Here is a 980-nt window from a genome sequence, read left to right on the forward strand (position 1 = left end):
CATACCATAAATAACCCACAAATAAAAAAAATCCTAAAACAAAATAAAAAATAAATAACCAACTTCTCAAAAAAACATAATTAACTACATTGATCTCAATAACTACACCCCCTACAAAATTTAACAAACCTAAAAAAACATAAATCATATATTCTACCAAACATCATTCTTACCAAAATTATATATCTTTTTTCAACCTACTCAAATCCAAACCATTAAAACCCCTTAAAAATTCTAACCAAAAAACACACAAATCCCAAAAACACATTATTTCTCCTCCAAAAATAACTTCTCCAATCAAAAAACACATTAAATATTTACCTAAACCTATAAATCCTTAAACAAACCCCACATTAACTCCAAAACATTAATCTCTAACTAAAAAAATAAATACTTAAACTTAAAAAACTTCTAACCCCATAAATCCATAAAACTCACTAAAATAAACAATATTATTAAACCAAACAAAACAACAAACAATAAAACCACAAACAAATAAAACAACTAAACTATAAAACAAATAAACCTCCCCAAACCATACAAATACACAACAAACCCATACAAAAAACTTAATTAAAATATACCAAATTCCACCAAATATACAAATAAAACCTAACCATACATATCCTCCAATTATATCTTCCAAATCATCCACACTAACAATCCATCCTTCTCCCCCAAAAAAAAATTTTAATAAATAACCAAATATAACACTTAAACTAAAAATCAAATTTATAATTTTTCTTACATCCCCCCCTCCCAAAACCCAAATATCATATACACCCCCAAAATAAAAAACCTTAAATACTAAAAAAAAAACACCTACACCTAACAAAATTAAATAAATACCCAAAATAATAATCATTTTATTTCTATCTTTCCATACATAACCAAAAAAAAAAAAAATTCTTCAAAAATTTCAAATCCCAAAAATACATAATAAATACCACCAAAACCCAAAACTACAAAAAAAATTAAAT

2 protein-coding genes are annotated in these 980 nt (G+C 24.8%); both read right to left on the minus strand.

The window, feature by feature from the left end:
* Positions 1 to 148 (minus strand): hypothetical protein (locus IE038_RS25550; RefSeq protein ID WP_498053047.1); only part of this gene is annotated, 148 nt, incomplete at its 3' end.
* Between the two features lie 252 nt (positions 149 to 400).
* Positions 401 to 907 carry a hypothetical protein gene (locus IE038_RS25555; RefSeq protein WP_268244599.1) on the minus strand — a complete coding sequence of 169 codons (507 nt, stop codon included), beginning with the start codon at positions 905 to 907 and terminating at the stop codon, positions 401 to 403.
* Positions 908 to 980: the final 73 nt, after the last annotated feature.

The organism is Pseudomonas laurentiana, assembly GCF_014648275.1.
Classification (GTDB): Bacteria; Pseudomonadota; Gammaproteobacteria; order Pseudomonadales; family Pseudomonadaceae; genus Aquipseudomonas; species Aquipseudomonas laurentiana.